Origin of the sequence: Xylophilus sp. Leaf220 (assembly GCF_001421705.1) — a bacterium.
In the GTDB taxonomy this organism is placed as follows: Bacteria; Pseudomonadota; Gammaproteobacteria; order Burkholderiales; family Burkholderiaceae_C; genus Xylophilus.
The window spans coordinates 85,805-108,330 of sequence record NZ_LMKO01000012.1 but is presented as its reverse complement, the minus strand read 5'-3'; the positions used below and the strand labels follow the sequence as shown (position 1 = coordinate 108,330).

The 22,526-nt window shown below is 69.5% G+C and carries 16 protein-coding genes and 1 tRNA gene; 3 read left to right on the top strand and 14 right to left on the bottom strand.

What is annotated here, in order from left to right; genetic code table 11:
- Window positions 1–167 precede the first annotated feature (167 nt).
- Window positions 168–1,568, top strand: a complete 1,401-nt coding sequence (locus ASE76_RS09295) for a carbohydrate porin (RefSeq protein ID WP_236698393.1) — start codon at window positions 168–170, stop codon at window positions 1,566–1,568.
- Between the two features lie 87 nt (window positions 1,569–1,655).
- Here the strand turns inward: ASE76_RS09295 and ASE76_RS09290 are convergent, their stop codons facing one another.
- The 3 genes from ASE76_RS09290 to ASE76_RS09280 all read right to left on the bottom strand — a co-directional run bounded on the left by ASE76_RS09290 (window position 1,656) and on the right by ASE76_RS09280 (window position 4,517).
- Window positions 1,656–3,161, bottom strand: coding sequence for an esterase-like activity of phytase family protein (locus ASE76_RS09290; protein WP_082448250.1), 1,506 nt, complete (start codon window positions 3,159–3,161; stop codon window positions 1,656–1,658).
- 100 nt (window positions 3,162–3,261) lie between these two features.
- A tRNA-Gly gene (locus ASE76_RS09285) sits at window positions 3,262–3,335 on the bottom strand.
- A 111-nt stretch (window positions 3,336–3,446) separates the two neighbouring features.
- The gene (locus ASE76_RS09280) at window positions 3,447–4,517 is read right to left on the bottom strand and encodes a hypothetical protein (protein ID WP_156362617.1); all 1,071 of its coding nucleotides are present in this window, start codon (window positions 4,515–4,517) and stop codon (window positions 3,447–3,449) included.
- A gap of 345 nt (window positions 4,518–4,862) precedes the next feature.
- Between ASE76_RS09280 and ASE76_RS09275 the strand changes: the two genes are divergently transcribed.
- Window positions 4,863–8,336: an IPTL-CTERM sorting domain-containing protein gene (locus ASE76_RS09275; protein ID WP_168389237.1), complete on the top strand. Its 3,474-nt coding sequence runs from the start codon at window positions 4,863–4,865 to the stop codon at window positions 8,334–8,336.
- A 65-nt stretch (window positions 8,337–8,401) separates the two neighbouring features.
- On the opposite strand, the gene ASE76_RS09270 is transcribed toward ASE76_RS09275, so the two are convergent.
- The 9 genes from ASE76_RS09270 to tolB form a co-directional block, all read right to left on the bottom strand.
- Window positions 8,402–9,346, bottom strand: a complete 945-nt coding sequence (locus ASE76_RS09270) for a 2-hydroxyacid dehydrogenase (RefSeq protein WP_055839206.1) — start codon at window positions 9,344–9,346, stop codon at window positions 8,402–8,404.
- A gap of 333 nt (window positions 9,347–9,679) precedes the next feature.
- On the bottom strand, window positions 9,680–10,423 hold the full coding sequence (locus tag ASE76_RS09265) for a ribonuclease activity regulator RraA (protein WP_055838127.1): 744 nt from the start codon (window positions 10,421–10,423) through the stop codon (window positions 9,680–9,682).
- A 29-nt stretch (window positions 10,424–10,452) separates the two neighbouring features.
- Entirely contained in the window at window positions 10,453–11,481 is a 1,029-nt protein-coding gene (locus tag ASE76_RS09260) for a tripartite tricarboxylate transporter substrate binding protein (RefSeq protein ID WP_055838125.1), read from the bottom strand.
- Window positions 11,482–11,558: 77 nt separating this feature from the next.
- Window positions 11,559–13,379 (bottom strand): L-arabinonate dehydratase, encoded by a 1,821-nt coding sequence (gene araD / locus ASE76_RS09255; protein ID WP_055838122.1) that lies wholly within the window; start codon window positions 13,377–13,379, stop codon window positions 11,559–11,561.
- 108 nt (window positions 13,380–13,487) lie between these two features.
- Complete coding sequence (locus ASE76_RS09250; protein ID WP_369793399.1) at window positions 13,488–14,522, bottom strand: LacI family DNA-binding transcriptional regulator; 1,035 nt, start codon at window positions 14,520–14,522, stop codon at window positions 13,488–13,490.
- Between the two features lie 91 nt (window positions 14,523–14,613).
- Window positions 14,614–15,450 carry a ThiF family adenylyltransferase gene (locus ASE76_RS09245; RefSeq protein ID WP_055838116.1) on the bottom strand — a complete coding sequence of 279 codons (837 nt, stop codon included), beginning with the start codon at window positions 15,448–15,450 and terminating at the stop codon, window positions 14,614–14,616.
- 16 nt (window positions 15,451–15,466) lie between these two features.
- On the bottom strand, window positions 15,467–16,246 hold the full coding sequence (ybgF, locus tag ASE76_RS09240; protein WP_055838112.1) for a tol-pal system protein YbgF: 780 nt from the start codon (window positions 16,244–16,246) through the stop codon (window positions 15,467–15,469).
- Between the two features lie 11 nt (window positions 16,247–16,257).
- Window positions 16,258–16,794, bottom strand: coding sequence for a peptidoglycan-associated lipoprotein Pal (gene pal / locus ASE76_RS09235; protein ID WP_055838109.1), 537 nt, complete (start codon window positions 16,792–16,794; stop codon window positions 16,258–16,260).
- Between the two features lie 42 nt (window positions 16,795–16,836).
- Window positions 16,837–18,156 (bottom strand): Tol-Pal system beta propeller repeat protein TolB, encoded by a 1,320-nt coding sequence (gene tolB, locus ASE76_RS09230; protein ID WP_055838106.1) that lies wholly within the window; start codon window positions 18,154–18,156, stop codon window positions 16,837–16,839.
- Window positions 18,157–18,301: 145 nt separating this feature from the next.
- Between tolB and msbA the strand changes: the two genes are divergently transcribed.
- Window positions 18,302–20,158: a lipid A export permease/ATP-binding protein MsbA gene (gene msbA / locus ASE76_RS09225; protein ID WP_055838103.1), complete on the top strand. Its 1,857-nt coding sequence runs from the start codon at window positions 18,302–18,304 to the stop codon at window positions 20,156–20,158.
- A gap of 247 nt (window positions 20,159–20,405) precedes the next feature.
- Here msbA and rng read toward each other — a convergent pair whose 3' ends face one another.
- Together rng and ASE76_RS09215 are read right to left on the bottom strand one after the other, a co-directional pair.
- Window positions 20,406–21,881: a ribonuclease G gene (gene rng, locus ASE76_RS09220; protein WP_055838100.1), complete on the bottom strand. Its 1,476-nt coding sequence runs from the start codon at window positions 21,879–21,881 to the stop codon at window positions 20,406–20,408.
- A gap of 21 nt (window positions 21,882–21,902) precedes the next feature.
- A complete protein-coding gene (locus ASE76_RS09215) occupies window positions 21,903–22,523 on the bottom strand; it encodes a nucleoside triphosphate pyrophosphatase (protein ID WP_055838098.1) in 621 nt (206 codons plus the stop codon).
- Between the last annotated feature and the right edge of the window lie 3 nt (window positions 22,524–22,526).

Sequence of the window (22,526 nt, the reverse complement as noted above, 5' to 3'; positions counted from 1 at the left end):
GCGGCAGGCGGAGGTGCGAATGCTATTTATTTCATAGCTGGTGGCCGAAGCGCAACACCGGCTGCAGGCCCGAAACGTCACGAAAAAAGCACACACGGCTCCGTATACTGCCGTCCGCGAGCGCCGCCGGCGCCTGATTTTTTCTTCGACGTACCTGGCTGCCGCCCGTGTCCTCCCACCTGCCCACCTTCTCCCCACGCGCCGCCGCACGCCGTGCCGCCCCGCGCTCCTTGCGCCCCCTGCACTGGCTGCTGCCCCTGACGCTGCTGGCCGGCGCGCCCGCCGTCCGCGCGGCCGACGATCCCGACTTCACGGTGGAGAACTGGAACCTGCACGGCCAGGCCACCTACGTCTGGCAGCGCAAGCCGGCCTTCGATGCGCCCTACTCCGGTCCCACCAGCCTGTCGCCGCTACAGGAGCGCAGCTACTCCTTCACCTCGACCGCCTTCATCGGCCTGCGCCTGGGCCGCGCGACCGAGCTGTACTTCAACCCCGAGCTGGTGCAGGGCCTGCCCCTCTCGCGGCTGCAGGGCCTGGGTGGCCTCACCAACGGCGAGCTGCAGAAGACCGCCGGCACCTCGCCCATCGTCTACCGCGCGCGCCTCTTCGTGCGCCATACCTGGGGCCTGGGCGGCGGTACCGAGCAGGTGGCGTCCGACGCCAACCAGCTCGCCAGCGTCTACGACAAGCGCCGCATCACCCTGACCGCCGGCAACCTGGCGGTCAGCGACTTGTTCGACGACAGCAAGCATGCGCATGACGCCCGCACCCAGTTCCTCAACTGGTCGTTCCTGACGCACGGCGCCTACGACTACGCGGCCGATTCGCGCGGCTACTCCTGGGGCGCCGCGCTCGACTACCGGCACGACGACACCTGGTCGGTGCGCGCCGGCCGCTTCATGCTGCCGATCGAGTCCAACGGCCTGAAGCTCGACCACGCCCTGTTCCGCCACTACGGCGACCAGATCGAGCTGGAGCGCCGCCACACGCTGGCCGGCCGCGAAGGCTCGGTCAAGCTGCTGGCGTTCCGCAACGTCGCGGTGATGGGCGGCTTCCGCGATGCGCTGGCCTACGGCGCGCAGAACGGCACCGTGCCCGACGTGGCGCCGATCCGCGAGCGCCGCAGCAAGGTGGGTGCGGGGGTGCACCTGGAGCAGGACATCGCCGACGACATCGGCGTCTTCACCCGGCTGGCCGCCAACGACGGCAAGTCGGAGACCTACGCCTTCGCTGAGATCGACCGCTCGGCCTCGGCCGGCGCGACCTTCGGCGGCGCCCGCTGGGGCCGGCCGATGGACGCACTGGGCATGGGCGTGGCGCTCAACGGCCTGTCGCAGGCGCACCGCGATTTCCTGGCCGCCGGCGGCAGCGGTTTCTTCGTCGGCGACGGCCGGCTGCGCTACCGCACCGAGACGATCCTCGAGAGCTACTACCGCTTCGGCTTCGGCCTGCCGCGCGGCGGCGAGGCGGGCCTGAGCTTCGGCATCCAGTACATCCGCAACCCCGGCTACAACGCCGACCGCGGGCCGGTCAAGATCGGTACCGTGCGGCTGCACGTGGAACTGTAGGGCCGGTGCGGGCCGGCACCGGCCGTGCCGGGGCGGCCCGCCATCGGTGGCGGGGGGGCGCGCCGGACGCCGCTGTTGCCCGCCGCCCTACTTCTGCAGGTTCAGCGCAGTCGGCAGTCCGACCAGGATGAACTCGTTGCCGTCGGGCTTGTTCGGATCGCGCGCGCTGGCGCCGCCGGGGTAGTTGTTGTCGTTGGCGACCAGGATCGTGTTGGCGTCCAGGATGTGCACCGTCTCCACCGATTCCATCGGAAAGGTGAACACGCCCTGCAGCGTCGCAGCACCGCCGATGCGGCCGGGGTCGGCCAGGTTCATCAGGTCGGCCACCTCGGTCTTGACCAGGTAGCCCGACGCGTCGCGCACGTTCAGGTCGACGCGGAACACCTTCTTGTAGCGTGCCGCCACCCGCGCGGCGCCCGACGCCGGGAACAGGCCGGTGCGCGCGTCGCCGGCGCCGCGGTCCTTCTCGAGCACCAGGAATTCGTGGTCGTTGATCGCGGCCATGTCGTTGACCGTGTAGACCTCGGCGACGGTGGCGCCGGTCTCGTTCACATAGCTGCCGGCGCCGACGCGGTAGGCGTAGGGTGCGGGCAGGAACGCGTTGCTGCGCAGGTCGAACACGCTCAGCATGCGGCGCTGCTTGTCGGTGTCGGTGGACAGCTCCCGCTCCAGCAGGGTGAACAGGCGGGTGCGCGCCGGGTCGATCGCCAGGCTCTCGATGCCGCCCGAAGTCGGCAGGTTGGCCGTGCCGGTGCCGATGTACGGATTGCTGGCGGTCTGCACCAGCGGGTTGGCGCCCAGCCCCAGGCCGTTCGGCAGCGGAATCTCGCGCTGCAGCACCTTGCCGGTACGGTCGGTCTTCACCAGGAAGGGGCCGAACTCCTCGCCGAACCAGAAGTTGCCGTCGGCATCGACCACCATCGACTCGATGTCGATGTCGCCGCCGGTCAGCAGCCGCTGCGCCTTGATCAGCGGATCGACCGCGACGGCCGCGCCGCCGGCCGACGGCGTGCCCGGATAGACCGTGCCGTCGGCTACCAGCGAGAAGCCCAGCCGGCGATCCGGGTCGCGCAGCCGGATGAAGGTGCTGCCGTCGAAGCTGCCGCGCGGCGCGCAGGTGGCGAAGTCCGCCGGCCGCACCGCCTGCGTCGAGGCATCGACCAGGATCGCATAGACATGCAGCAGCGCGTCGGGAGACGAGGCCTTGCTGCCGAAACCGTTGTCCTGCATCGCGTAGTAGCAGCCCGCCACCGGACCGGCGGCGACGGCCGAGAAACCCTGGATCGGCTGCTTGCCCACCAGCGGCAAGGCGATGCCGTAGGCCCGCGCCTTGGCGAGATCGCCGCCGGTGATGTACTGGGCGGAGGTCGGCCCTTCGACGCTGGCATCGGCCGGCAAGACCGAACGTGCCAACAGTGTCGGCACCTTGACCTGGGTGAACGGCGTGGAGGGCGCGGAAACCGCGTCGCCTCCACCCCCGCCGCATCCGCTGGCGATGGCCGCAACGACGGCGGCCGCACAGGCGATGGAAAGACGGGAGATACTGAAGAAGCGCGGAAGACGCGCGGCGAAGGCCGGGAGATGGCGAGGCATGGGGGCTCGGGTTGGGAAGGAGCCGCCGATTGTTGAAGGGCCGTATGACGTCGCCGTGTCATCGGACCCTGCGCGGCGATGCAGCCGCAATCAGTGGAATTGGAGCGGGTGAAGGGAATCGAACCCTCGTATGCAGCTTGGGAAGCTGCCGTTCTGCCATTGAACTACACCCGCGTATCCCAGCCCCGATTCTGACCGATGCGGTCGGTGCCCTGCCAGATGTCCGGCATGCTGCATCGCATCAGCAGTTGGCCTGCGGCGCCCGCAGCCGGCCAGGCGCCTCGTCTAGCGCAGCGGCAGGTCCCATGCGGGGAGGCCGCCGACCACCGCATTCTTCACATAGACCGAGCTGAAAACCAGAGGCCCTTCCGCCTGCGCCAGGTAGAAGAAGCCCTGCGCGCCCATGTCGTTGGCCTGGCCCACCGTCGCGGTAACGAAGGCCAGGGGGCTCAGGCTCCCGGCGGGCGCCTGGCGCGGGGTCTCGACGCGATATTCGAGGGCGCCCGCCTGGAGCGAGCTTTTTTCATAGACCTGTACGAACGTCCGGGCATCGTCGACCGCGAAACGGCCCCGGTACAGAAGACCGGTCGCACCCTGTGCATTGAGGCGCTGCAGCATGTCGGCATCGTTGGCGAACTCGCCGGCCTCGAACGTGTAGGCATAGGTGGCGCTGGAATCCGACGCCTTGCTGTAGAGGTGGGCACCCGGCGGCGAAACGAAGCCGTAAAAGCCGGAAAACCGGAATCCCCGCGCGCCCTGTGCATTGAGCTGGCTCAGGAAAGCTTCTTTTGCGATCGGGCTGCCGGCGGGCAGGGTCTCGTACCCATAGGTGGCACGGCGGGACAGATCGGCGACGAAGAACACCCCCGACGAATCGCCGATGTCGTCCCGGACGTACCGCGACACGGTCTTGTAGGCGAAGCCGGCCGCGCCCTGTGCGTTGAGCAGCGCGAGCATCGCCTCGGGCGCAGGACGCTGCACGACCCTGAACTGCAGGCGGGCATCGGGGCGCGCGGAGTCCTTGGCCAGCATGAAGGCGTCCGCCATGACGCCCCGGCTGTTGACCTGCCACGTGCGCACAGGCGTGAACCCTTCCGATCCGAGGCTGTTCAGGTAGGTGAGCGGACCGACGGGAATGCCGACGGACGCCTCCCGGTAGCTGCCGGTAGAGGCGATCGGCGTGGGTGCCGGCGCGGGAACGGGCAAGGGCGACGGCGCGGGTGCCGGCGAAGGAGCGGGCGCGGGTGTTCCCGGCGTGCCCACGTCGCCCGAGCCGCTGCCGCCGCCTCCACAGGCGGCGAGAGTCCAGGTCAGAAGGGTGGCAACCGCCAGACGGGAGAAGTAAGAAGGGTTCAAGGGCATCCTAGGAAAGGCCGGCAGCATGCCTCGCCCATGATGGGAGACGGAGGTGTCGGCGTCGGCACCATGCCACGCGCGTTGCATCGCAAGCCGAACTTACCAACCCAGGCTCACGGCACGCGCGAGACCGGATCACCGCGATCCGGATTCGCCCGCATTGTATAGACGAAATAATTTAACCCGGCCATATATTAAGATGGTGTTTATTCCGGATTTATTTATAACTTAACGGGTAAATATTAGTTACAGATGCTAATATTTCCCGAGTTTGACCAGTGCTTAATTGCAGAATCGATGCGTGGGACGTTTCCCCTGCCGACTGGACAGGTAACGGGGAAGTCGATGACGTCACGCGTTTCGCGGCTGGCACGGGTGTGCCTGAAAGCCGTATTTGCAGCCACCTGCCTCGTCGGTGCCGCCACGGCGCAGGCGCAGTCTGCGGATCTGGTGCTCAACCATTCCGACAGTCCCGATCCCGGTCCGGCCGGTGGAATCTTCACCTACACGCTGCGGATCGACAACAACGGGCCGAACACCGCGACAGGCATCACGCTGACCGACACGATCCCGCCAGGAGCGACCTTCGTCAGCGCGGTGCCCTCGGTCGGCACATGCAGCCAGAACAACGGCCAGGTCACCTGCGCCACGCTGGGCGACCTGCCCTTCACCTCGCCGGTGACGAGTTTCGTGACGGTGGCCATCCGGGTCCGACTGCCCACCGCGGGCGTCTACACCAACACGGCGGGCGCCACCAGCACCACGCCCGACCCCAACGCCACCAACAACGACCGCACCAACGCCACCTGTACCGGCAGCGGCAGCTGTCTCAACACCACCACCGTGGTGGCCGCAGCCGACCTGGCGATCGCCGCGACCGCCTCGGCCGCCAACGTGACGGCCGGCCAGAACTTCACCTACCGGCTCGTCGCGACCAACAACGGTCCCGATGCGCTGCCCTCCGACGGTTCGCAGACCATCAGCTTCGCGGTGCCGAGCGGCGCCTCGATCACCGCGGCACCCAGCGGGACCGGGTGGTCGTGCGTTCCGGTGCCGGCAGGCGCCTATCCCCGCAGTTCGGGCAGCCTGACCTGCACCCGCGCCGGCGGCCTGGCCAACGGCACGAGCACCGCGCCGCTGACGGTGCCCGCCGTCGCCAACGTGGCGGGCACGGTGAGCGCCGCATTCGCCGTCGCCGGTTTCAAGAACGACGGCAGCCGCATGCCCGACGGCGACAGCACGAACGACGCGGACACGGTCGACGTGGCGTCCACCACCGGCTCCGACGTGGGCATCACGAAGACCCGCCCGTCCGCCGTGGTTGCCCAGAACAGCAACGTCAGCTACACCCTCACGCCGCGCTTCTACGGCGGGGTGGCGCCGGGCGCGACCGGCAGCGGCCTGATCACGGTGACCGATACGCTCGACCCGTCGCTGGCCTTCGTATCGGCCAGCGGCCCGGGCTGGACCTGCACCGGCACGCCGGGCAACCCCACCGTCACCTGCACCCGGCCCGGCCCCTACGCCGGCGGCAACTTCACCAACATGCCGGCGATCACGCTCGTCGCCACGGCCACCGGCCTCGGCTCGGTGCCCAACACCGCGGCCATCGCGATCCCCGAAACCGATCCCGACACCGCCAACGACACTTCCACCGTCAACGTCACCTCCACCAACGAGGCCAACCTCCGGGTCGGCAAGACCGGCCCCGGCTTCCCGGTGGCGGTCGGCCAGACCTTCAACTACACCCTGCCGGTGACCAACGACGGGCCGTTGGCGGTAGGGGCGACCCAGACGATCACCGTGGTCGACACGATCCCGGCGGGCATCACCGTCGTCGCCGCACCTGCGGCGGGTTCCAGCGCCACCTGGATCTGCAACACGAACGGCCAGACCCTGACCTGCCAGCGGACCGGAGCACTGGCCGCCAACGCCACCTCCACCCTGATCGTTGCCGCGCGGGCCGACGTGGCCGGTTCGACGACCAACACGGTCAACTGCCCGTCGCTCAGCGGCACGTTCCCCGTCTCGTCCACCAACCCGGGCAACCAGTGCGGCAGTGCCACCGTCCTGGCGACGGCCGTGGTCGATTCGGCCGACCTGCAGATCCAGAAGGCGGTCGTGGCCGGCAGCGAGACGGTGATAGCCGGGGAGAACCTCTCGTACCGGCTGACGGTGACCAACAACGGCACCGCCGCGGCCACCAACGTGACCGTCAGCGACACGCTGGCGAGCCTGGTGGGCACCGGCGGCTTCCAGTCGGCCACGCCCAGCCAGGGCGCCTGCACCCCGAACAACGTAACCAACGGCAGTTCGGTGGCACTGAGCTGCAACCTGGGCACGATGGGCCCCAACACGACCCAGTCGGTGCTGGTGGTGGTCCGGCCCAGCATCGTCGACACCGGCAGCCGCGGCAACACCGCGACAGTGAACTCGCCCCAGGTGGGCGACACCGACCGGACCAACAACACCTCCAGCGTCAGCAGCACCGTGACCGCCAAGGTCGACATCGTGGCCCTGAAGACGGCCACGCCTTCCACCGTGCCGGCCGGCGCGCCGATCACCTACCAGGCGTCGGTGCGCAACGACGGCCCCTCAACCGCACAGACGGTACGTCTCACCGACACCCTGCCGGCCAACGCCGCCTTCATGAACCTGGTGAGCGTCTCCAACGGCGGCAGCTGCACCACCGTGCCGGCGGTCGATTCGGTGGGCGGCAGCCTGGTGTGCGCCTGGGCGAACGTTCCGAACGGGCAGCAGTACACCGCCACCTACCGGGTGCGCCCTCTGGGCACCCGAACGGGCGCCGCCTACGACGCCGTCGTCAACAACGTCGCCGTCACCACGGCCACGCTGGAGACCCAGACCGGCAACAACTCGGCCACCACCTCCACCGCGGTGGTGGCGCCGCAGCTCGACATCCTGGTGAACAAGGTGGACAGCATCGACCCGGTCGAGCTGGGCCAGCCCACCACCTACACCGTCACGATCAGCAACGGCGGGCCTTCCTACGGCACCAACCTGCGCATGGTCGATGTATTCCCGGCGCCCGGATCGGCTCCGTCGGCGGTGTTCAGCTACCGCGGTGCCCTCACGGTCGACAACGGAGGCACCTGCGTGGAGCCTGCCATCGGCACCACGTCCGGCACGCTGACCTGTTCGTTCCCGGGCATCGCCAGCGGCGCCGTCGCCACCGTCACCTACCAGATGCGGGCAGAGTCGCTGACCGCCGCCGGCTCGACCAGCGGCACCGGCTTCAACAAGGTGACCGTGCAGGTCAATGAAGTGGAAACCCAGACGGCCAACAACGACCGCACTGAATCGACCACCACGCGCCGCGCCCAGATCGCCACCGATCTGCAGATCACCAAGAGCGGTCCGGCCACCGGCATCGCCGGCGGAAACCTGGCCTATACCCTGCTGGTCCGGAACAACGGCCCCTTGGCCAGCGACGGTGCGCAGGTGCGCGATGCCTTGCCGGCCGGTACCACCTTCGACTCGGGTGCCGGCTGCACCGAGGCCGGCGGCACCGTCACCTGCCTGGTCGGCCCGTTGGCGGTGAATGGGACGCGCAGCTTCGCGGTGACGCTGAAGCTGGCCAACCCCTACACCGGCGCATCGCCGCTCTCCAACACGGCGACGGTGGATGCGCCGGGCGACGCGGTGCCGGGCAACAACAGCTCGACCGCGACCACCACGGTGTCGGCCGCGCCGAACGCGACCTCGGTGCCGACACTGTCGGAATGGGGCGTGATGCTGCTGTCGGCGCTGGTGGGTGTGTTCGCGCTGGCGGCACGCCGCCGGGGCCTGGCGGGCTGACCCGGCGCGCCGGCTGCAAGGCGCTCAGCCGCGCCGCTCCCGGCCGGCAGGAGCCCCGGCCCGTGTTAGAGGGCCGACGACACCAGCGGCCGCCCGGCGAAGAACGCTGCCAGGTTGTCCTCCACCCGCTGCGCCATCGCGGCGCGGGTTTCCTGGGTGTTGCTGGCCAGGTGGGGCAGGAGAACCACGTTGTCCAGCGCCACCAGGGCGGCGGGCACCTGCGGCTCGCGCTCGAACACATCCAGGCCGGCGCCGGCGATGCGCCGGTGGGTGAGCGCATCGACCAGTGCGGCCTCGTCCACCACGGTGCCGCGCGAGATGTTGATGAGGTAGCCCTGGGGGCCCAGCGCGTCGAGGATCTCGGCGGAGACCAGGCCCTGGGTGTCGGCACCGCCGGCGCTGGCGATGACCAGGAAATCGGCCCACTCGGCCAGTTCCTTGAGCGACGCGGCGTAGCCGTGGTCCACGTCGGTCAGGGCGCGGCGGTTGTGGTAGCGCACCTCCATGTCGAAGCCGCTGGCGCGGCGGGCGATGACCCGGCCGATACGGCCCATGCCCAGGATGCCCAGACGCTTGCCCGAGACCTTGGTCGCGGTGGGGAACTGGCCCTTCAGCCAGTCGCCGCACCGCACGAAGCGGTCGGCGGCGCTGATGCGGCGGGCCACGTCCATCAGCAGGGCGAACGCGGTGTCGGCCACGCAGTCGTTGAGCACGTCGGGCGTGTAGCCCACGGCGATGCCGCGGGCACGGGCGGCCTCCAGGTCGAGCGCGTCCAGGCCGACGCCGAAGCTGGAGATCACCTTCAGCTGCGGCAGCGCCGCGATGAGGGCCGCATCGGCACCGAGCCGGGCCGACGTCGCCAGGCCTTCGAAGCCGGCACCTTCCGCGGCCAGCAGCGCGTCACGCTCGGGCCCGGCGGGCGGCAGCAGCGCGGTGTCGTACTGCGCGACGAGGCGGGCTTCGAGGGCGGGCAGCAGTGCACCCTTGACGACGAGGACTTTGTTTTTCATGAAGATCGGGCGTGACAGGAAAGTGAAGAACAAGAAGCGGAGGCCGAATGCGCGCCGGCCTCCGCGTGCGGCCACCATCGTAACGGCGCGTCGATAAACCCCCGGATAGATGCACCACCGGCGATTTTTGAAGGAAAAGTGCCTGTAGCCGGCGTGTGGCGCCGGCTAGCAGCTATCAATTCAATAGCGTCATTACAACAACACAGTCGGGCACCGAGAACCGTGGAGGAATCGCCGCCAGCGGTTGCGGACGGCGGAGCACTAGCCGTCGAAAACACCGCACACTACGGCCGCCGCCCGATCGAGGCGCGCAGCGGAGGCTCTTCCGGCCGGTCAGACGCCCTTCTCCCGCCGCCACACCTCGTAGGCCGCCCGCGTCTCGGCGTTCGGCGGGTAGGTGCCGGCCAGCCGGGCGCCGCCCTCCACCCGCTCCAGGATGAAGGCCTCCATCTTCTCCTGCTCGACCGCGTCGCGGGCCACCTCGTCGGCCAGGTGGCGCGGGACCACCACCACGCCTTCGTCGCCGCCGACGACGATGTCGCCCGGGTAGACCGGCACGCCGCCGCAGCCGATCGGCACGTTCAGGTCGATCGCATGGTGGTGGATCAGGTTGAGAGGCGCGCTGCCGCCGGCGCAGTACACCGGGAAGTCCATCTGCGCGATCTGGGCGCTGTCGCGCACCGGGCCGTCCGACACCAGGCCCGCCGCGCCGCGCACCTTGAGCCGCGTGGTCAGGATCTGGCCGCCCGAGGCGACCCGCGTCTCGCCCCGGCAGTCGATCACCAGCACATGGCCTGCGGGCACGCTCTCGATGCCGCGGCGCTGCGGATGGTTCGGGTCGTCGAAGGCGCTGATCTGGTCGAGGTCCTCGCGCGCCGGGATGTTGCGCATCGTGTAGGCCGGGCCGACCAGGTTGCCGCCGTCGGCAGGCCGGGCCAGACGGCCGACGCCCTGCAGGAAGACGTTGCGAAAGCCCCGCTTGAAGAGCTGGGTGCAGAGCGTGGCGACGCTGACCTGGCGCAGCAGCGCGCGGGTGGCGTCCGGGAAGTCCTGGGGTGCGGAGGATGAGTCGGTCATGGATCGGATGGAGGGGTTGCGAAAAATGGTCAGCTCACCGTGGCGCCGGATTTCTTCACCAGGGCGCCCCAGCGGGGAATTTCCTTCTGCATCAGCGCGGTCAGTTGCTCGGGCGATCCGGCGACCACCTCCATGCCGAACTGCTCGGTGAGCTTGTTCTTCACCTCGGGCAATAGCAGCGCCTTGTTGATCTCGGCGGAGAGCCGCTGCCCGATGGCCGGCGGCAGGCCGTGCGGCGCATAGACGGCCTGCCACGAGGCCATCTCGAACCCCGGCACGCCGGCCTCGACCATCGTCGGCAACTGGGGCGCCAGCGCCATTCGCCGGGCGCTGGTGACGGCCAGCAGCTTCAGCTTGCCGGCCTGCACCAGGGGCAGCGCGGCGGTCATCTGGTCGAACATGAAGGTGACCTGGCCCGAGGACACGTCGAGCATCGCCGGCGGCGTGCCCTTGTAGGCGATGTGGGTCAGCTTGATCCCCAGGATGTCCCCGAGCATCTCGCCCGCCAGGTGGGTCGAGGTGCCGGGGCCGGAGGAGGCGAAGGTGCGCTTGGCCGGGTCCTTCTTCAGCAGCGCGACCAGGTCGGCGACCGAGTTGACGCCCAGGTTGGGGTCGACCATCAGCACGTTGGGCAGGAAGGCGACCAGCGAGATCGGGTCGAAGTCCTTGATTGGGTCGTAGGGCAGCCGGGGATAGAGGCTGGCGTTGATCGCGTGGGTGCTGATCGTGCCGCCGAAGAGGGTGTAGCCGTCGGGTTTGGCCTTGGCCACGTAGCTGGCACCCACCGCGCCGGCCGCGCCGGGCTTGTTGTCGACGACCACCGGCTGGCCCAGCGCCTCGGTGAGCTTCTGCGCAACGATGCGGCCAATGACATCGGTGGAGCCGCCCGGGGTGAAGGGCACGACGTAGGTGATCGGCCGCGAGGGCCAGGGACCGTCGGCCTGCGCGCGTGCGGCGCCGGCGGCCAGCAAGCCGGCGGGTGCCGCGGCGGCCGCGGCGGCCTGCAGGAAACGGCGGCGGCCGGCGGTGCGCGAGGGTTCGGAGCGGTGCGTCGTCATGGCATGTCTCTCGTGTGGATCGTGGGACGGAAAGCAAAAGCGCGCGGGCGGGCCGGCATTCGCCGGCCACGCGCTGGTCAGTGGATCTCGGGGTCGCGGTCGGCCGCTGCGGTGCCGTGGGCGGCCGCCAGCGCCGCGGCGGTGTCGGGATCGACATAGCCCGGCGCCAGGAAGTCGAAATCGCAGCCGGTGTCGGCCTGCTCCACATGCTTGAGGAACATCACGCCGTAGCCGCGGCTGAACTTGGGGATCGGACGCTGCCACGCGGCGCGGCGGCGGGCGATCTCCTCGTCGCTCACTTCCATCGCGATGCGGCGCGCATCGACGTCGAGCGTCACCAGGTCGCCGTCGCGCACCAGCGCCAGCGGGCCGCCGACATGCGATTCGGGCGTGACGTGCAGCACGCAGGCGCCGTAGCTGGTGCCGCTCATGCGGGCGTCGCTGATGCGGACCATGTCGCGCACGCCCTCCTTCAGGAGCTTCTGCGGGATCGGCAGCTGGCCCCACTCGGGCATGCCCGGCGCGCCCTGCGGGCCGGCGCTCTGCAGCACGATCACGCTGTCCTTGGTGACCGGCAAGGCCGGGTCGTCGATGCGCGCGGCCATGTCGTTGTAGTCCTTGAACACCACGGCCGGGCCGGTGTGGCGGCGCAGGTGCTGCTCCATCGCGGCCGGCTTGATCACCGCACCCGAGGGCGCCAGGTTGCCGTAGAGCACCGCCAGGCCGCCGCTTTCGAGCTTGGGCGCGGCGCGCGGCAGGATCACGTCGGTGTTGTAGACCTGGGCATCGGCGATGTTCTCGGCCAGCGTGCAGCCGTTGACCGTGCGCTGGCTGCCGTCGATGAGTTCGCCCATCTCCTTGAGGAAGGCCCGCAGGCCGCCGGCGTAGTAGAAATCCTCCATCAGGTACTTCCCGCCCGGCCGCAGGTTGGCGATGACCGGCGTGCCGCGCGCCAGGGCGTCGAAGCGGGCCAGGTCCAGCGCCACGCCGGCGCGCCGCGCCATCGCGATCAGGTGCACGATGGCGTTGGTCGAGCCGCCCAGGCCCAGCACCGCGACCACCGCGTTGTCGAAGGACGCGGGCGTGAGGATGTCGAGCGGCTTCAGGTCTTCCCACACCATCTCGACGATGCGCTTGCCGGTGTGGGTGGCCATCATCGCGTGGCGCGAATCGACCGCCGGGATCGAGCTGGCGCCCGGCAGCGTCAGGCCCAGGGTCTCGGTGGCGCTGGTCATGGTGCTGGCGGTGCCCATGGTCATGCAGGTGCCGGGGCTGCGGGCGATGCCGTCCTCCACCTCCTGCCAGTCGTCTTCGGTGATGTTGCCGGCGCGCAGCTCGGCCCAGTACTTCCAGGTGTCGGAGCCGGAGCCGAGCACGCTGCCCTTGTAGTCGCCGCGCAGCATCGGGCCAGCGGGCACGAAGATGGTCGGCAGGTTGTTGGCCAGCGCGCCCATCACCAGGCCGGGCGTGGTCTTGTCGCAGCCGCCCATCAGCACCACGCCGTCGACCGGGTAGGAGCGGATCAGCTCCTCGGCCTCCATCGCCAGCAGGTTGCGGTAGAGCATGGTGGTCGGTTTCTGGAAGGCCTCGCCCAGGCTCATCGCCGGGATCTCGACCGGGAAACCGCCCGCCTGCCAGACACCGCGCTTGACCTCCTCCACCCGCTGCTTGAAGTGCGTGTGGCAGGAGTTCATGTCGCTCCAGGTGTTGAGGATGCCGATCACCGGCTTGCCCAGGTAGTCGTCGCGGGAGAAGCCCATCTGCGCGGTGCGCGAGCGGTGGCCGAAGCTGCGCAGGTCCTTGGCGCCGTACCAGCGGTGCGAACGGAGTTCTTCGGGCTTGCGGCGCCCTGGTGCGGCGGGTTCGACAGGCGGTACGGCGGGGCCGGGAGAAGTCATGGAGTGATGCGCACCGCGAGGTGCCGGGTTGGAACTGCCCGAATGGTAGCGCTGTCATTTCTGTGGCGCATGCTGGTTAACCCTTCGTGCCGGGCCGACCTCCGGTCTTCAGGCGCTGGCGCGTTCCACCACGGAAAAGCCGATGTCCACGACCTTCGGCCGCCCGACCGATGCGTCGTCGCCGCGCTCGACGATGAAGCGCGCCGCCTGCCGGCCGATCGCGTCGCCGTCGATATGCACCGTGGTGATCGCGGGATGGGCATGACGGGCGAAGGCCAGATCGCCGAAACCCATCACGCCAATCCTCCCCGGCACGTCGATGCCGCGCACCTGTGCCTCGATGATCGCGCCGTGGGCCAGGGCGTCCGAGCTGCAGGCGAGCGCGTCGATCTGCGGATGCGCCTGCAGCAGACGAACGAGCGCCTCGCGGCCGCCGGCCAGGGTGGTCGGGGCGGGCACGGTGCAGACCGGCGCCTCGGACATGCCGGCGGCGCGCAGCGTGCGCTGGAAGCTGTCGCACCGCTCGCGGGCACGCTGGTCGTCGCCGGTGACCAGCGCCATCCGGCGGCGGCCCTTGCCCAGCAGGTACTGCGCCATGGCCGCACCCACCCGCTCGTGCGAGAAGCCGACCAGCATGTCGATCGGCGTGGGCGTCAGGTCCCAGGTCTCCACCACCGGAATGCCCGATGCGATCAGCCGCCGCCGGCCACCGGCCGACCGCATGATGCCGGTCAGCACGATGCCGTCGGGCCGGCGGCCGACCATCGCGTCGATCAGCGCATCCTCGCGCGAATGGTCGTAGCCGCTCTGGCCCAGCAGCAGCTGGTAGCCCGAGGCCGCCAGCGTCTCGGTGAGCGACTGCACCGTCTCCAGGAACACCGGGCCGGCGATGGTGGGCACCATCGCCGCGACCAGCCGGCTGCGGTTGGAGGCCAGCCCGCCGGCCAGCAGGTTGGGCACGTAGCCGGTACGCTCCACCGCCAGCCGCACCTTCTCGCGGGTGGCGGCCGACACCAGCTCGGGCGTATTGAGCGCACGCGACACGGTGATCGCCGAGACGCCCGCCAGACGGGACACATCGGCGAGCGTCATCGCCCCCCGGCCCTTGCGGGGCTGCCGTACCGTCTCGCGGGCTTGGGTCACTGCAGGGCTCCGAAAACGCGCATGTTAACGCTGTCTTTTCAGGTGCGATCGTCGGCTGCGGGCCGGCCCGACGGCCGCGGCCGGTGCAGGCTCACGGCGCGCCCGGCGCACCCGCCGCGCCTTGCGCGGCCAGGCGGTCCAGCACCCAGCCCGCGGCCACCATGCCGAAGGTGGCGGTGACGCTCACCACCGACCCGTAGCCGTGGCAGTTGAGCGAGCCGTTACCGTCGATCGCGCAGGATGCGTCCGGCGGCGCCACCGCTTCCCGGCTGAAGACGCAGCGGATCCCGATCGGCTTGCCGTCCTTCGGGGCGCCGTGCGCACGGCGCAGCCGGTAGCGCAGTTGGGCCAGCAACGGGTCGTGCGTGGTGGCGCTGAGATCGGCCAAGTCCACCAGGTGCGCCTGCCGCTTGCCGCCGGCGGCCCCTACCGACACGAACGGGAAGTGCCTGCCCTGCCGCCGCGCCCAGTCGGCCATCGCCACCTTGGCCTTGACCTGGTCGCAGGCGTCCACCACCGCATCCACCGCGCAGGGCAGCAGGCCCGGCCAGTTGGCGGGCTCCACGAACTCGTCGACGCAGTGCACGACGCAGTCGGGGTTGATCAACGCGATGCGGTCGCGCATCGCCAGGATCTTGGCCTGGCCCACGGTGGGCGTGAGCGCGTGGATCTGGCGGTTGACGTTGGATTCGGCAATATGGTCGAGGTCGATCAGCACCAGCCCGGCCACGCCGCTGCGGGCCAGCGCCTCGGCCGTCCAGGAACCGACACCGCCGATGCCGACGACCGCGACGCACGAGCGGCGGATGCGCTGAGCGCCATCCACGCCGTAGAGTCGCTCCAGGCCGCCGAAGCGGCGTGCCGCGTCTGCCTCCTCCGGCAGCCCTGCGGCGGGCGGGATGTCGCCGGGCGCGACCACGGCGGTCATGCCGGCAACCCCGCCATCACTTCAGGCGCGACAGCCGTTCCTTGGCCGCTGCGGCGGCTTCGGATTGCGGGTAGGCCTTGATCAGGTCTTCCAGCGTCTTGCGGGCGGCCTTCACATCCTTCAGTTCGGCCTGGCAATTGGCGATAGCCAGTGCGGCCTCCGGGGCGCGCGCATGGCTCGGCGCCTGCGACAGCAGCGAGCGGAAGTTGACGATGGCATCGCGGTAGTTGCGGTTGGCATACTGCGCGTTGCCGAGCCAGAACAGCGCCTGCACCGTGTAGCCGCTTTTCGGATAACGCTTGATGAACGTATCGAACGCGCTCTGCGCGCCGGCGAAGTCGCCCTTCTGGAACACGGCCAGGGCCGCGTCGAAATCACGCTTCTCGTTCGGATCGACTGCGAACTCCACGCCGTCGAGGTTGACCTTGGCCGGTTCGAACTGACGCAAGCGCTCGTCCACGCCCTGGGCGATGTCCTTCTGCCGCTTTTGCAGCTCGGACACGTCGCGCACCAGCTGCTCGTTCTGGCCGCGCATCGTGGCTTGGTCGGCCCGCAGGGTCTCGATCTGGCCCTGGAGCGTGAGCAGGCTGCGGCGCAGCTGTGCGTTCTCTTCGTTCGACCGCTTCAGATCGTCGCCCACCCGGCCGATCTGGGCGCGGTTGTTGTCGATCTGCTGGCGAATCTCCAGGATGGCGCGGCGGGCTTCGTCGTCGTCGAACAAGCCCGCATGCGCAAAACCGCCGCTGCAGGCAGCGGCGGTCGCTAAGGCTACGGCCGCCCAGCGGCGGCCGGTCATTGGGATACCGATCATTGACGGTAGGAGATCTCGGCGCGGCGGTTCTGCGCGAACGCGGCTTCGTCGTTGCCCGACACCGCCGGCTTCTCCTTGCCGAAGCTCACTGCCTCGACCTGGGTGTCGGTCACGCCCAGCAGGCCGAACGCACGGCGCACGGCTTCTGCGCGCTTCTGGCCAAGGGCCAGGTTGTACTCGCGACCGCCGCGCTCGTCGGTGTGGCCTTCGACCGACACGCGGCGCTGCGAATTGGCACGCAGGAAACGCGAATGCGCTTCGATGACCGACTGGAACTCGGGCTTGATCGAGTAGCTGTCGTAGTCGAAATAGATGATGCGGGCCACGCCCACCGGACCGGCCGCGTCGGCACCGGCACCGTTGAGGTTGACCGGTGCCACGCCGGACGTCGCGCCACGGCTGCCGTTGGCTCCGGCTCCGGCGTTTCCGCTGGTGCCCAGGTCGGTCACGGGTGCTTCGTCGAGCTTGACGGGTGAGCTGCAGCCCGCGACCAGTGCGGTGATGGCAAGAGCCAGGGCGATTTTCTTGAACATGGTGACCTCCGGAGATATCTAGGTTTATTGACTGGAAAACTGTCAGGGTTGCTTCTGGAACGGACCCCAGTCCGGCTCGCGGATGTCGCCGCCCTGCCCTGCCAGGCGGGCCTTGATCTTTCCGTCGAGCGTGGTGGTCATCAGGGCTTCGCGGCCTTGCAGCAAGGTGGCGTAGACGATCAGGCGGCCGTTGGGAGCGAAGCTGGGGTTCTCGTCGGCGGACGAATCGGTGATCGAGGTCACCGTACCGCTCGCCAACTCCATGACCTGCAGCTTGAAGGCGCCGCCGATGCGCGAAATGTAGGCGAGATACCGGCCGTCGGGGCTCAGGGTGGGCGAAATGTTGTAGGAGCCGGTGAAGGTCACCCGCTCGGCGTTGCCGCCCGACGCACCGATGCGGTAGATCTGCGGCGCGCCGCCCCGGTCGCTCACGAAGTAGATGGTGCGGCCGTCGGCGGAGAAGACGGGCTCGGTGTCGATGCCGCTGCTCTGCATCAGCCGCTTGGGCTCGCCGCCGTTGGAGCTGATGGTGTAGAGCTGCGAGCCGCCGTCGCGGCTGAGCGTGACGGCCAGCGAGGACCCGTCGGGCGACCATGCGGGCGCGCTGTTGGAGCCGCGGAAGTTGGCGATCAGCCGGCGCCGGCCGCTGGCCACTTCGTGCACGTAGACGACCGGTTTGCGCGACTCGAACGATACGTAGGCCAGCTGCCCGCCGTTGGGCGACCAGGCCGGGGAGATGATCGGCTCGGGGCTCGACAGCGCGGCCTGCGCGTTCTCGCCGTCGGCATCGGCCACCCACAGCGTGTACTTGGAGCCGGCCTTGGTGACGTAGGCGATCCGGGTCGAGAACACGCCCTTCTCGCCGGTCAGCTTTTCGTAGATGTAGTCGGAGATGCGGTGCGCCGCCAGGCGCAGGTCGCCCGCGGGCACCACGAAGCTCTGGCCGCCCAGGTCCTGCCCTTTGGCGGTGTCCCACAGGCGGAAGCGCACGTCGAAACGGCCATCGGACTGCCGGGTGACGCTGCCGCCGACGACCGCGTCGGCCGACTTCTGCTTCCACACGCCCAGGTCGGGGCGGCTGGTCTCGTCGAGCGTCTCGCCCGCGGCGTCTATGCTGGTGAACTGGCCGCTGCGCTCCAGGTCGGCCAACACGATGGCGCCGATCTTCTGCGGCGATTGCGCATCGCCCTTGAACGGCACGATGGCGATGGGGATCTGGCGCAGGCCGACGCCGGTGATCTCGACACGGAACTGGGCGAAGGCCGGCAGGACGGAGGCGCCTGCCAGCGAGGCCACGATACCTCTGCGCCTGGCGGAAAAACGAAGGGAGTCAGGCGAGGGTACGGGACTGGGGTATTTCATTGGCAGCAAAGGCTTGGTCGGCGCGTCGCGCAGGCGAGGCACACCACGGTGTTGCAGAGGTGCGATGTTACACAGTGGCTGAGACCCGCTGTCACAAAAAGTTCAGGCCTCCCGGCGATTTCGGCACCCGTAGAATCCGCTGCCCATGCCCAGCACCGACGCCGGCCCCGCGCAGGCGGCCCCCTCCCCCGCCCCAGCGACCCCCGCTGCCGCGCCCACCCTGATGGCGCGGCTGCGCCGCCTCTCCGCCTACTTCGGCGGGCAGCGCGCGGCCTGGGGGCTGGCCATCGTCGCCACCCTGGTGGCGGCTGTCACCGAGCCCCTGATCCCCGCCTTCATGCAGCCGCTGCTCGACCGCGGCTTCGTGCAGGGACGGCTTCAGCTGTGGATGGTGCCGGTGGCGATCGTCGGCCTGTTCGCGGTGCGCGGCGCGGCGCAGTTCGTGTCGCAATACGCGCTGGCCCGCATCGCCAACGAAGGGATGATGCGGCTGCGGCACGCGATGTTCCAGCACCTGCTGTCTGCCGAGATGGGACTCTTCTCGCGCCAGTCTGCCAGCGCGCTGTCGAACACGGTGGTCTACGAGGTGCAGACCGGCGCCACGCTGCTGGTGCAGGCCCTGCTGGGACTCTCGCGCGACGGCTTCACCCTGGTGGCGCTGTTGGTGTACCTGCTCTACCTGAACTGGCAGTTGACGCTGATCGTCGGCGTGCTGATCCCGGGCGTGGCGTGGATCATGAAGACGCTGTCGCGCAGGCTCTACCGCGTCACCAAGAGCGGGCAGAAGGCGACCGACGACCTGGCCTACGTGGTGGAGGAGAACGTGCTGGCCCACCGCATGGTGCGGCTGCATGCGGCGCAGGATGCGCAATCCGCCCGCTTCACCGACCTGAGCCGGCGGCTGCGCGGGCTGGCGATCAAGTCGACGATCGCGTCTGCCTCGATGACCCCGCTGACGCAATTGCTGGCGGCGGCCGCGCTGTCGGCGGTGATCGTCACCGCGCTCTGGCAGGACCGGGCGGGCGTCACCTCGGCCGGCGTCAGCGTGGGTGGCTTCGTCGCCTTCATCACCGCGATGCTGATGCTGATCGCGCCGATCCGGCGGCTGGCCGAAGTGGCCGGGCCGATCACCCGCGGCGTGGCGGCGCTGGAGCGCGGCCTGCTGCTGATGGAGGAGGTACGCACCGAAGACGGCGGCACTTGGCGGCCCGCTGCGGCCGATGCAGCGACGCGCGGCGGCATCGAACTGCGCGAGGTGACGGTCGCCTACCGCGACGACGGCGCACCCGCGCTCGACCGGATCAGCCTGCGGATCGCGCCGGGCGAGGTGGTCGCCTTCGTCGGGCCGTCGGGCTCGGGCAAGACGACGCTGGCCAACCTGCTGCCGCGTTTCGTGCTGCCGACCGCGGGCAGCGTATCCCTGCAGGGCCACGACGTGGCGGACTGGCACCTGCCGGCGCTGCGCGCCCAGTTCGCGATGGTCAGCCAGGACGTCGTGATGCTCAACGACACCGTCGCCGCCAACGTGGCCATGGGCCAGCCGGTCGACCGCCAGCGGCTGCAGGACTGCCTGGAGGCCGCCAACCTGGCCGCGCATGTGGATGCGATGCCGCAGGGCATGGATTCGCAGGTTGGCCACAACGCGGCGCAGCTCTCGGGTGGCCAGCGCCAGCGGCTGGCGATCGCCCGGGCGCTGTACAAGGACGCGCCGATCCTGATCCTGGACGAGGCCACCTCCGCGCTCGACAACGCGTCGGAGCGCCTGGTGCAGCAAGCCCTGCAGCGGGTCATGCAGGGCCGCACCACCCTGGTCATCGCCCACCGGCTGAGCACGATCGAGAACGCCGACCGGGTGGTGGTGATGCAGCAGGGCCGCATCGCCGAACAGGGCACCCATGCCCAGCTGCTGGCCCTCGACGGGCTGTATGCGCGGCTGCACACGCCGGCGGTGCAACGGCAAGCTGCGGCAGCGCCGACGGACATGCCTGACGTCCAAGCCTGAACGTTGCGCCGCGCTGCACCGGCGGGTCGGGTCGGGTCGGAGGGGCTTGTTGACCGGGCAGGGCCCCCACAATGGCCTTTTGCTACAAAATAAATAGCTAGAAGCCGGCTTCAGACGCCGGCTAGAGGCCTAATGGATACTTGAAACTATCGTTCAGTCCGCCCGGGCGGTCGGGATTGGCGATGGGTCCTTGGCACCGCTCCACCCGATCGTCCGAGCCCTCACCGGCCCTGCCGGGTCCCGTGGCTCACAGCAGCACGATGTCGTACTGCTCCTGCCCCATCGCCGTCTCGGCCTGCAGCGAGATCGGCTTGCCGATGAAATCCGACAGGCTGGCCAGGTGCTGGCTTTCCTCGTCGAGGAACAGCTCCACCACCTTGGGCGACGCCACCACCCGGAATTCGCGCGGATGGAACTGCCGTGCCTCGCGCAGGATCTCCCGCAGGATGTCGTAGGTCACGCTGCGGGCGGTCTTCACGCTGCCCTTGCCCTGGCACACGGCGCAGGGCTCGCAGAGCATGTGGGCCAGCGATTCGCGGGTGCGCTTGCGGGTCATCTCGACCAGGCCCAGCGGCGAGAAGCCGCCCGCCGAGGTCTTGACCCGGTCGCGCGCCAGCTGCCTGCCGAACTCGGCCAGCACCGCCTGCTGGTGGTCGGGACGCACCATGTCGATGAAATCGACGATGACGATGCCGCCCAGGTTGCGCAGTCGTAGCTGCCGCGCGATCGCCTGCGCCGCTTCCAGGTTGGTCTTGAAGATGGTGTCGTCGAAATTGCGGGCGCCGACGAAGCCGCCGGTGTTCACGTCCACCGTGGTCAGCGCCTCGGTCTGGTCGACGATCAGGTAGCCGCCCGACTTGAGGTCGACCCGCCGGCCCAGCGCGCGGGCGATTTCCTCGTCCACCGCGTACAGGTCGAAGATCGGACGCTCGCCCTTGTAGTGCTGCAGCTTGGGCGTGGCCGCCGGCATGAATTCGCGGCCGAAGGCCAGCAGCCGCGCGTGCTGCTCCTGCGAGTCGATGCGGATGGTCTGCGTCTCCTCGCCCACCAGGTCGCGCAGCACCCGCTGCAGCAGGTCGAGGTCGTTGTGCAGCAGCGATTTCGGCGGCAGCTCCATCGACGCCTTGCGGATCCGCGCCCAGGTCTTGCGCAGGTAGGCGATGTCCTCGGCCAGTTCGGCGTCGCTCGATTCCTCGCCGTTGGTGCGCAGGATGAAGCCGCCCTTGCCGGTGCCCGAAAGCGCCTGCAGCCGCTTGCGCAACGCGTCGCGCTGCACCGCAGGAATCTTCTGCGACACGCCGATGTGGTCGTCCTGCGGCAGGAACACCAGCAGCCGCCCCGCGACGCTGATCTGGGTGGAGAGGCGCGCGCCCTTGGTGCCGATCGCGTCCTTGATCACCTGCACCAGCAGTGCCTGGCCTTCGAACACCTGCTTCTCGATCGGTACCACCGGCTGCGACTGGCGCGCCTGGGTGAGCGATTCGCCCTCGGCCGGCGGATGCCACAGGTCGGCGACGTGCAGGAAAGCGGCACGCTCCAGACCGATGTCGATGAAGGCCGACTGCATGCCCGGCAGCACCCGCGACACCTTGCCGAGGTAGACGTTGCCGACCAGCCCTCGCTCCAGCGGCCGCTCGACGTGCAGTTCCTGCACCGCGCCATGCTCGATCACGGCCACGCGCGTCTCCTGGGGCGACCAGTTGATCAGAATCTCTTGTTGCATGCGTCTCCAGCAGCGGTCTTGTCAGGGCAGCACGCCCGCGGCACGCAACAGTGCCGCCGTCTCGTACACCGGGAGGCCCATGATGCCCGAATAGCTGCCCGCGATGCGCGGGATGAACGCGGCGGCCCGTCCCTGCACGCCGTAGGCGCCCGCCTTGCCGAACGGCTCGCCGGAAGCGATGTACGCGTCGATCTGCGCATCGCCCAAGGGATCGAAACGCACCTGCGACACGCTGACCTCCACTTGGCGCTGCATGCCGTGCTGCAGCGCGACCGCGGTGAGCACCCGGTGCGTCGTGCCGGACAGCAGCCGCAGGGTCGCCGCCGCCTCCGCCGCGTCGGCCGGCTTGCCGAGAATGGTGCGGCCCAGGGCCACGGTGGTGTCGGAGCACAGCACCGGTGCGGGCGGCAGGCCGCGGCGCGCCAGGCGGGCCACGGCGGCATCGAGCTTGGCCAACGTGACCCGGCGCACGTAGGCGGCCGGCGCCTCGCCCGGCCGCACGGCCTCGATCGCCTCGGCGTCTTCGGCGATGTCGCCTTGGGCGTTCGGCACCAGCAGCCGGTGCGCGACGCCCATCTGCTCGAGCAGCTGGGCACGCCGGGGGCTCTGGGAGGCGAGGTAGACGAAGGGGGTTTCGGTCATGGC

What these genes read in the sequence shown, in the direction of transcription:
- ASE76_RS09290 (WP_082448250.1), bottom strand. Translation starts at nt 3,161, where the DNA reads ATGCCTCGCCATCTCCCGGCCTTCGCCGCGCGTCTTCCGCGCTTCTTC.
- ASE76_RS09275 (WP_168389237.1), top strand. Translation starts at nt 4,863, where the DNA reads ATGACGTCACGCGTTTCGCGGCTGGCACGGGTGTGCCTGAAAGCCGTA.
- ASE76_RS09270 (WP_055839206.1), bottom strand. Translation starts at nt 9,346, where the DNA reads ATGAAAAACAAAGTCCTCGTCGTCAAGGGTGCACTGCTGCCCGCCCTC.
- ASE76_RS09265 (WP_055838127.1), bottom strand. Translation starts at nt 10,423, where the DNA reads ATGACCGACTCATCCTCCGCACCCCAGGACTTCCCGGACGCCACCCGC.
- ASE76_RS09260 (WP_055838125.1), bottom strand. Translation starts at nt 11,481, where the DNA reads ATGACGACGCACCGCTCCGAACCCTCGCGCACCGCCGGCCGCCGCCGT.
- araD (WP_055838122.1), bottom strand. Translation starts at nt 13,379, where the DNA reads ATGACTTCTCCCGGCCCCGCCGTACCGCCTGTCGAACCCGCCGCACCA.
- ASE76_RS09245 (WP_055838116.1), bottom strand. Translation starts at nt 15,450, where the DNA reads ATGACCGCCGTGGTCGCGCCCGGCGACATCCCGCCCGCCGCAGGGCTG.
- ybgF (WP_055838112.1), bottom strand. Translation starts at nt 16,246, where the DNA reads ATGACCGGCCGCCGCTGGGCGGCCGTAGCCTTAGCGACCGCCGCTGCC.
- pal (WP_055838109.1), bottom strand. Translation starts at nt 16,794, where the DNA reads ATGTTCAAGAAAATCGCCCTGGCTCTTGCCATCACCGCACTGGTCGCG.
- tolB (WP_055838106.1), bottom strand. Translation starts at nt 18,156, where the DNA reads ATGAAATACCCCAGTCCCGTACCCTCGCCTGACTCCCTTCGTTTTTCC.
- msbA (WP_055838103.1), top strand. Translation starts at nt 18,302, where the DNA reads ATGCCCAGCACCGACGCCGGCCCCGCGCAGGCGGCCCCCTCCCCCGCC.
- rng (WP_055838100.1), bottom strand. Translation starts at nt 21,881, where the DNA reads ATGCAACAAGAGATTCTGATCAACTGGTCGCCCCAGGAGACGCGCGTG.
- ASE76_RS09215 (WP_055838098.1), bottom strand. Translation starts at nt 22,523, where the DNA reads ATGACCGAAACCCCCTTCGTCTACCTCGCCTCCCAGAGCCCCCGGCGT.